The 7,815-nt window shown below is 74.8% G+C and carries 2 protein-coding genes and 3 pseudogenes; 1 reads left to right on the top strand and 4 read right to left on the bottom strand.

Going from position 1 to position 7,815, the window contains the following annotated elements:
* The 4 genes and pseudogenes from D455_RS31080 to D455_RS36210 form a co-directional block, all read right to left on the bottom strand.
* A pseudogene (locus tag D455_RS31080) lies at positions 1-2,765 on the bottom strand (sacsin N-terminal ATP-binding-like domain-containing protein); the annotation flags it as partial.
* 148 nt (positions 2,766-2,913) lie between these two features.
* A pseudogene (locus D455_RS31075) lies at positions 2,914-3,661 on the bottom strand (DUF3027 domain-containing protein).
* Positions 3,662-3,906: 245 nt separating this feature from the next.
* Positions 3,907-4,290 (bottom strand): cold-shock protein, encoded by a 384-nt coding sequence (locus tag D455_RS0119845; protein WP_017572454.1) that lies wholly within the window; start codon positions 4,288-4,290, stop codon positions 3,907-3,909.
* A 591-nt stretch (positions 4,291-4,881) separates the two neighbouring features.
* Positions 4,882-5,639 (bottom strand): annotated as a pseudogene (locus tag D455_RS36210) (hypothetical protein); the annotation flags it as partial.
* Between the two features lie 165 nt (positions 5,640-5,804).
* On the opposite strand from D455_RS36210, the gene D455_RS0119835 reads away from it, so the two are divergent.
* On the top strand, positions 5,805-7,815 hold a 2,011-nt coding region (locus tag D455_RS0119835), incomplete at its 3' end, for a helicase-associated domain-containing protein (protein ID WP_017572451.1).

Below are 7,815 nucleotides of genomic sequence, written 5' to 3'. Positions count from 1 at the left end.
CCGGCAGCGGCAGCAGGTCCGGCGAGTCCACCACCACGGCGTCCTCGGCGTCGGCCACCACGATCGCGCCCCCCTGTACCGCCCGCACCCGGGTCGGCGGGGTGACCAGGTCGGCGTCCACCCCGGCGAGGGCGGCCCACACCCGGCGCAGCGCCGTGCGGTCCACGTGCCGCCGGGGATCGGCCAACCGCGCGAGCAGGTCGTCCGGACCGTCCGGGTCGGCCAGGAGGTCGGTCAGGGTGGTGCGTACTCCCAGGGCCCGGGCGAACTCCGGGTCGACGTCGGCGGACACCTCGTCGTACAGCCCGGCCAGGGCGGGATCGGCGTCCGCGGTACGCACCCCGGCCGGGGCACTGCCGCCCAGGAGGGCCCGGGTGCGCAGCCACCAGGCCGTGTAGGAGGGCGCGTCCACCACGCGACCGTCGGGCAGGAGGACGCGGGCGGGGGCGGTGACCGCCTCGCGCAGCGGCCCCTCGGCGAGCATGGCCAGGGCCCGGGGCCACTGTTCGTCGGCCACGTAGTCGAGGTCGGCGACACACACCAGATCGGGTACGACCGGCGGCAGTTCCGGGTCGCCGACGCGTTCGAGGACCTCGTCGGCCCAGTCCTCCAGGCCGTCGGGGCCGTCCTCACCGGCGGCGCCGTCGAAGACCGAGGCCAGGTCCTCGCCCAGCGCGGCCTCCTCGGCGCGGACCGCGGTCAGTTCCCACAGGGCGCCGACCGCGCGCAGCGCCTCGGTCCCGTGCCGTTCCACGAGGTCGGGGTGCACGGTGCCGAACGGAGCGTCGTCCACGAGCAGCTCGGCCAGGGGCGCGCCGGGGACGAGGAGTTCGGCGGCGACCGAGTAGCCGTCCTCGTCGTCGCGCAGGGCCAGTTCGGACAGCCAGGGTGCGTCCGCGGTGGTGACCCCCGAGGCGGAGACCAGGTCCAGGACGGCCTCGGCGACGGGTTCGGGATCGTCGGCGTCCAGGGAGTCGCGGACGGCGGCCTCGGCACGCGGGTCGCGCAGNGCTGGCCTCCACCGCGCCCAGCCGGTGCAGGAGCGGGTGGGCGGCCTCGGGGTGTACGACGCGCACGCCCAGGGCGGCCAGCGCGTCCGGGGGGATCCGGTTGCCGCGGGCGTCGCCGACCTCGGCCCAGTCGTCGCCCGGCATGAGCAGGGACCGGGGGCCGCGCACGAGCCTGCCGTCGGCGAGCGGAACCGGGAGGGCACCGAGCTCGTCCAGGTCGGCGCCGCCCCTGCCCGCGCTGTCCAGGGCCGAGTAGAGGGCGGCCCACCAGTGCGGGGGGCGGTCGGTGTCGGCGAGCAGGTCGGCGACGTCGGCCAGGCCGACGCGGTGGACGCGCAGGGCGGCCAGCGCCGGGTGGCGGGGGCTCCAGGTTCCCGGCAGCAGCGGGGAGACGATGTCGGACAGGGCGGAGGCGAGCTCTCCGGCCCCGCCCGCCCCTCCGGTGTCGAGCAGCACGGCGTCGCGCGGGGCGACGGGCGCTCCGGACGCGGTGGTCAGGAACGGCGTGTTCCGGAGGGGTTCGGCGACGCGTGCACGGAAGACGGCGTCGACGGCGCCGCCGCCCACCCGGGTCGTGGGCACCAGGTCGAGGGCGTCGCGGGGGTCGAACCGTCGCAGCAGGGCGCAGTAGGCCTCGGCGGCCTCCATGAGCAGGAGGTCGGTGGCGGCCCCGGGCTGGACCCCGCGCCGGTCGCTGCCCAGGGGGAAGGTGCCGATGAGGACGGCGGGCAGGTCGAGCTCGGTGTCGGTGGGCGTGGGCGCGTGCACGACGGGATCGACGTCGGCGGGCAGGGCGGCCGAGGCTCCGTTCCCGTCCAGGGGCACCGCCCAGGTCAGCGACCAGGCGGTGCGGTCGCGTTCCTCGGTGGGGCGGTCGGCGAGCAGGGCCGGGTCGAAGGTGCCCGAACGCTGGAGGACGCGCCAGGGGGTGGTGCGGAACCCCTCGGCGTCCCGGTACGTGGTGACCAGGTCGGCCGTCACGTCGTCGGGGGTCTCCTCGCGGGTGAGGACGCGTTCGTCGCCCTCCACGTCCACGCGGACCTCGGCCAGGCCGGGCAGCGCCAGCAGGAGCGCCTCGCCGGTGCGGTCCAGGAGTTCGCGCACGCGGTCGCGGGCGGAGTCGTCGCGCAGCCGCAGGGTGACGACGGTGTCGTGGTCCGCGGCCACCGAATCCGCGGCGGGTTCTCCCGAAGCGGCGCTCGGAGCGGGGAAGGGCAGGCGCAACATGGGCACGTGTCCGGAGCGGCGCCCCACCTCCTCGGCCAGGTCCCCGTGGGCGCCGCCTCCGGCGAGCAACTCGGCGACGGCCGCGCGGGCGGCCTCCGCGCTGAAGCGGACCGCCGCGCCGCCGGAGTCGACCGTGACGTCGTCGCTGAGCGCCGCGACCGCGGAGAAGCCCACGCCGAAACGCCCGGCGGAGCCGTGCTCGTCGCGTTTGGTGGAGGCGCGCAGCGTGGCCAGCGACTCCACGCCCTCGGCGGTGAGGGGTGCGCCGGTGTTCGCCGCGGTCAGCACGTGGCCGGTCAGGGCCAGGCTCAGCCGTCCGGGGACGCCCGCGCGGCGGGCGGCGTCGGCGGCGTTCTGCGCCAACTCGACCACGACCCGGTCGCGGTAGCCGCCGAGCGCGAAATCCTCCTCCGCGTTGGCGTCCTCCCGGAAGCGGGCGGGTGCGTCGGCCCACGCGGCGAGGACGCGTCTGCGCAGCTCGGCGGTGTTGTGGGGGTCGGCCACCGAAGCGGTCAACTGCTCGGCCATGGCGGTTTCCTCCCTGCGCTGCGGGCACGGCCCGGCACGGGGCACCCGGGGCGGAAGCGGATGCGGTACACCGACCCTAGCCCACCCGAACGGGGAGCCAGGGTTTGGCCGTGCGGCGCGGCGGCGCACTCGGGAGTCGGCGGCGCGCTCAGGAGTCGGAGGAGACCAGTTCCAGTTCGGCGGTGTCGTCGAAGACGATGTGGTCGTAGCCCACCTCGTCGATGACCGGCGCGACCGGCTCGTTGCGCGCCTCGGGCCGGNNAGTGGGCGCCGCAGCCGTGGTCCATCGAGACCACGCGGCCGTCGTCGGGGGCGTACTCGTTGGTGCACACGCCGAACATCTGGCGCAGCTCACCGGCGAGCGGGGTCATGAAGCCGCAGGTGAGGCAGCGGGCGGGCGCGGCCGTGGCGATGGGGCTGCGCGGACCGGCCTCGCCGTTGTACCAGCGCTCGGCGGCCTGCTCGCGGCCGGTCTCGGAGAGCACCTGGCGTCGGCCCAGGCCCAGCTCCCACACCATCTGCCGGTCCACGCCCTCGTCGTCCAGCTCGTTGTCGGGCACCTGGGCGTAACCGGGAACGAGACGCTCGTCACCCTCCTCGGTGGGCAGCAGGTCGCCCGCGCCGAGGTCGCCGGGGCGCAGGCGTTCCTTCCAGGGAACCCATTCGGGCGCGGCGAGAGCGCCCTCGCCGGGCAGCAGAACGACCTCGTTGACCGTGACCTTCTTGGCGCGCGAGGCGCGGACCACGGTAACGGCGTAGTTCCACCCCGGGTAGGCGGGGTCCAGGCAGGTGAAGCGGTGGGTGACCAGGCGTGTGTCCTCGACCGTGGGTGTGAGGTGCTCGCCCACCCACTCGGGTCGCCCGACCTCGGCGGCCACCGATCGGGCCAGCTCCACCGCCTCGATACATGCCTTGTCCGGTACAGGAGAACGTCGAGAAGGGCTCACGTCCCCATTCTCACTGATCGCGGGCACCGATTTGACCATAACGAGGGTCAAGGTTCGCCCGATACATTCCCTCGAACCGGTCTCACCTCGTACGGGCCCCGTGGCGGCCACCGCGCCGAAACCCCGGGACCGCGGCCGCCGCACCCGGTCCNGGCCCCCCCGGCCCCGCCGGGCGCGGCGGCCGTCGCCCTCCCTCAGGCCTCCAGGTCGTCGGCCACCACACGCAGCACGGAGGCGATCTTGGTCGCCTCCCTGTGCTCGGGGTGGCGGCCCCGACGGTAGCCGTTGGACAGGCCCTCCAGCAGTTTGATGAGGTCCTCGGTGATGACCACCATCTCGTCGGGCTTCTTGCGCCGTGCCCTGACGACCGAGTGTTGTGTGTCCAGGAGCTTGACCTGGAGTGCCTGGGCTCCCTTGCGGCCCTCGGCCACGCCGAACTCGACCTTCTGTCCGGGACGCAACGACGTGGTGCCTGAGGGGAGCGAGGAGGAGTGCACGAACACCTCGCCGCCGTCGTCGCGGGTGAGGAAACCGAAACCCTTGTCGCCGTCGTACCACTTGACCTTGCCGGTGGGCACGTAGTGACCTCATGCTTTCACTGACGGGCCTCCGCGGGACGGGAGTGGGGAGGCGCGGCGGGATCCGCGCTGTCCACCCGTTCCCGGAGCGCCCCTGGTTTTCCATGGGTGCTTCCAAAATAGTGCCCGGGGGCTCGCGAGCGCGAGGGTATAAACCGGCCACGCGTGTCCGGATCCGGACGGCCCCCGGACACGCGGGCGAGGCCCGAATGCGGATCATCCGGGCCTCGCGGTGTCGACGGCGGCCCCTCACCGCTGGGTGCGGAGTGTGGGACGGGACTCGGCGGAGACGTGGGCCGACTCGACTGGCGTGGTGACCGGGCTGGAGGCCGGGCCACCGGTACTGACGCGACCGCCGTGCAGTGAAAGAGGCGGTGTACCGACATGACTACCCGAATCCGCGTGTTCGGACGCGTGGTAACGGGCCGACCGGAAAAGGCTATTCCCAGCGTTTGCCAACCAATGACCAGCGGGCCGCACCTGTGAACTGGGAGAACGGAAGGGGAAGCCGGCCCGCGGGGACCGGTCCCGGAAGCATGGTGTCGGAAGCGCGGTACCGGCGCACGGTTCCCGGTNNNNGTCCGCCGCGGCCGCCGCGGCCGCCGCGGCCCGGGCCGAGCGCAGGGCCCTCGGGGCGAGGTAGACCGCGCTCACCAGGGAGGCCAGGCCGAGACCGATGACGCCGGTGGTGGCCAGGGACTCCTGGACGTACTGGTCGACGAACTCCGCGTCGCCGCTCCACAGGGCCATCCCGACCACGCAGGCCAGAGGGGGCAGGCCCACACCGATCCACTTGTCCCGGGCCGCCCACACCTGGCTGAGGAGGATCAGGGCCGCGCTCAGGACCCACAGGAAGGTCAGGTCCCACCACCAGAACGCCGCCAGCACCAGCAGGAGCAGGGCGGCGGCCTCGGGCGGGTGGTGGCGCACCACGGCCCTCAGTCCGTGCAGGGGCCCCGGTCCGTACCCGTTCCCGTCGGTCCCGGCCCCGCCGCCGTGGACTCCCGTCGCCGCCTGGCCGGCCCCCTCCAGCAGNGGGGGCCGCCCCGCCAGGGCGGCGGCGGCCGGTCGGCGTGGCGCGGCCTGGGCGGGATGAGCTCGTCGTCCTCGATGTCGAGGTGTCGTCCGTCGAGTTCGCGTTCCACGAGGTCCCTGGGGGTGCCCAACCCCCTGAGGATCCCCCGGACGGTGTCCACGTCGTCGCGCCCCGCGGCGGTGCGGCGCGCGTCGATGCGCGAGCGCAGGCCCGTGAGGTAGGCGGTACGCTCCCTCGCGGTCACACGACCGTGCAGTACCAGGCCGACCTCGGACAGATAATCCAGTACCAATTGTTCCGAGCGCTGGGTCATGTTCCCATATTGGCCTACGATGACCTGGCTTTTAAGCCCTGTTTCTCGTTTTCGGTCGCTGAATCTTCTCCGGATACGGTCTGCAACCGCGTGACGGACGCACGTCGGAGAGACCACAGGGCACGTGCGCGAACACCGGGGCGGACATCGCTTAGCGTTGACACGATGAGCGACAACGCACCGCCCGACGAGCACGGACCGGGCACGGGGAACCGCGCCGCCCCCTCGTCGGGCCGTCCCCCCACGTTCACCTCCTGGCTGCGCGGCCGGTCGGACGAGGAGCTCGCCGCCCTGCTGCGCGCCCGCCCGGACCTGGTGCGTCCGGTCCCGGCCGACATCGGCGCCCTCGCCGCCCGGGCCACCGCGCGCAACACCGTCCTGAGGGTTCTGGAGCGCCTGGACCGGTTCACGCTCCAGGTGCTGGAGTCGGTGGTCGCGCTCGGTGACGACCGGATGTCCGAACCGGTGGGGGTACCCGTCGCCGACCTGGTCGGAGCGCTCGGAACGGCCGTGTCCGGGCCGCCGGAGGACGGCGGAACCGACGGGGCGTCCGACGCCGCGCCCGGGGAGGAGCCCGGCACGGCGTCCGCGGAGGCCCCCTCCCCGGGGAGTCCGCTCGACACGGCCCTGGACACCCTGCTGCGGCTGGCCCTGGTCTGGCCCGACCGGGGGCGGCTGCGCCCCGTACAGGTGCTGCGGGACCTGCTCCCCCATCCCGCGCAGCTCGGCCCGCCCGCGCGCGTCCTGCTCGCCGCGCTGCCGCACGGCGCCGTCCGCGGGCTCGCCGCCGACCTCGCGCGCGGCAGCGGCGCGGACACCCCCGTCGAGGCGGTCGCCACGCTCCTGTCCGACCCCGATCGGGTCGCGGACCTGGTCGGCGGGGTGGGCCCGCAGGCCCGGAGGCTGCTGGACAGCATGGCGTGGGGGCCTCCTCACGGAACCGTCTCCGGTGCCCGCAGGGAGGTCACCCTGGCCACCGCCGCCTCCTCCGTCGACGAGCTGATCGCGCGCGCCCTGCTGCTCCCGACCGGGGAGGACACCCTCACCCTGCCGCGTGAGGTGGGGCTGTGCCTGCGCTCGGGAGCGCTGTTCCGCCAGGTCACCGTCGAGCCGCCGCCGTTCACGGGCACCGGGAACCCCCGCGACACCGTCACCCGGGCCGCCGCGGGGCAGGCCTTCACGGTGCTGCGGGCCGTCGAGGAGCTGCTGGAGCACTGGTCCGAGGACCCGGCCGCGGTGCTGCGCAACGGCGGCCTGGGCGTGCGCGACCTGCGCCGCGCCGCCCAGGTGACGGACACCGACGAGGACACCGCGGCCCTGTTCGTGGAGGTCGCGCACGCCGCCGGGCTGCTCGCCGCCGACGACCGGCTCGAGGGCGAGTGGCTGCCCACACGCGAGTACGACCTGTGGCGGGAGAACCCGGCCGAGCGCCGGTGGCTGCGGCTGGCCACCGCGTGGCTGGAGTCGGACCGGGTGGCGGCGCTGAGCGGCTCGCGCGACTCCGGCGGCCGGGTGCGCAACGCCCTCGGTCCGGGTCTGGTCCGACCGGCCGCGCCCCAGGCCCGCCGCGACCTGCTCGGGGAGCTCGGCACGGCGGAACCCGGGTTCGCTCCCCTGCCGGATTCTCTGTCCGCCCGCCTGTCCTGGCGCCGGCCACGGCGCCAGTCGCCGGTCTACGNGGAGGCAGCGGCCGCCGAGGCCGCCGCGCTCGGGCTGACCGGGCGCGGGGCGCTGGCCGACCACGTCCGCCCGCTGCTGGAGGGCGACGAGGACGCCGCCGCGCGCGTCCTGGCCAAGGAGCTGCCCAAACCGCTGGACTACGTGCTGGTGCAGGGCGACCTGACGGCCGTCGCTCCGGGGCCGCTGGTGGCCGAACTCGCGCGTGACCTGGCCCTGGTCGCCGACGTGGAGTCCACCGGCGGGGCCACGGTGTACCGGTTCACGGAAGGGTCGGTCCGGCGGGCGCTGGACGCCGGGCGGGGGGTCGCTGACATCACCACCATGCTCGAACGCCACTCGCGTACCCCGCTTCCCCAGGCACTCCGGTACCTGGTGTCGGACGTGGGGCGGCGGCACGGTCGTCTGCGCGCCGGTTCGGCGTCGAGCTACCTGCGGTGTGACGAGCCCGCGCTGCTGGAGGAGCTGGTCAGCGACCGGCGGGCCGACGACCTGGGGC

This window comes from Nocardiopsis halotolerans DSM 44410 (genome assembly GCF_000341065.1).
Lineage (GTDB): Bacteria > Actinomycetota > Actinomycetes > Streptosporangiales > Streptosporangiaceae > Nocardiopsis > Nocardiopsis halotolerans.
Note: the sequence above shows the minus strand (reverse complement) of the source record. Positions and strands in the feature narration are given on the sequence as shown.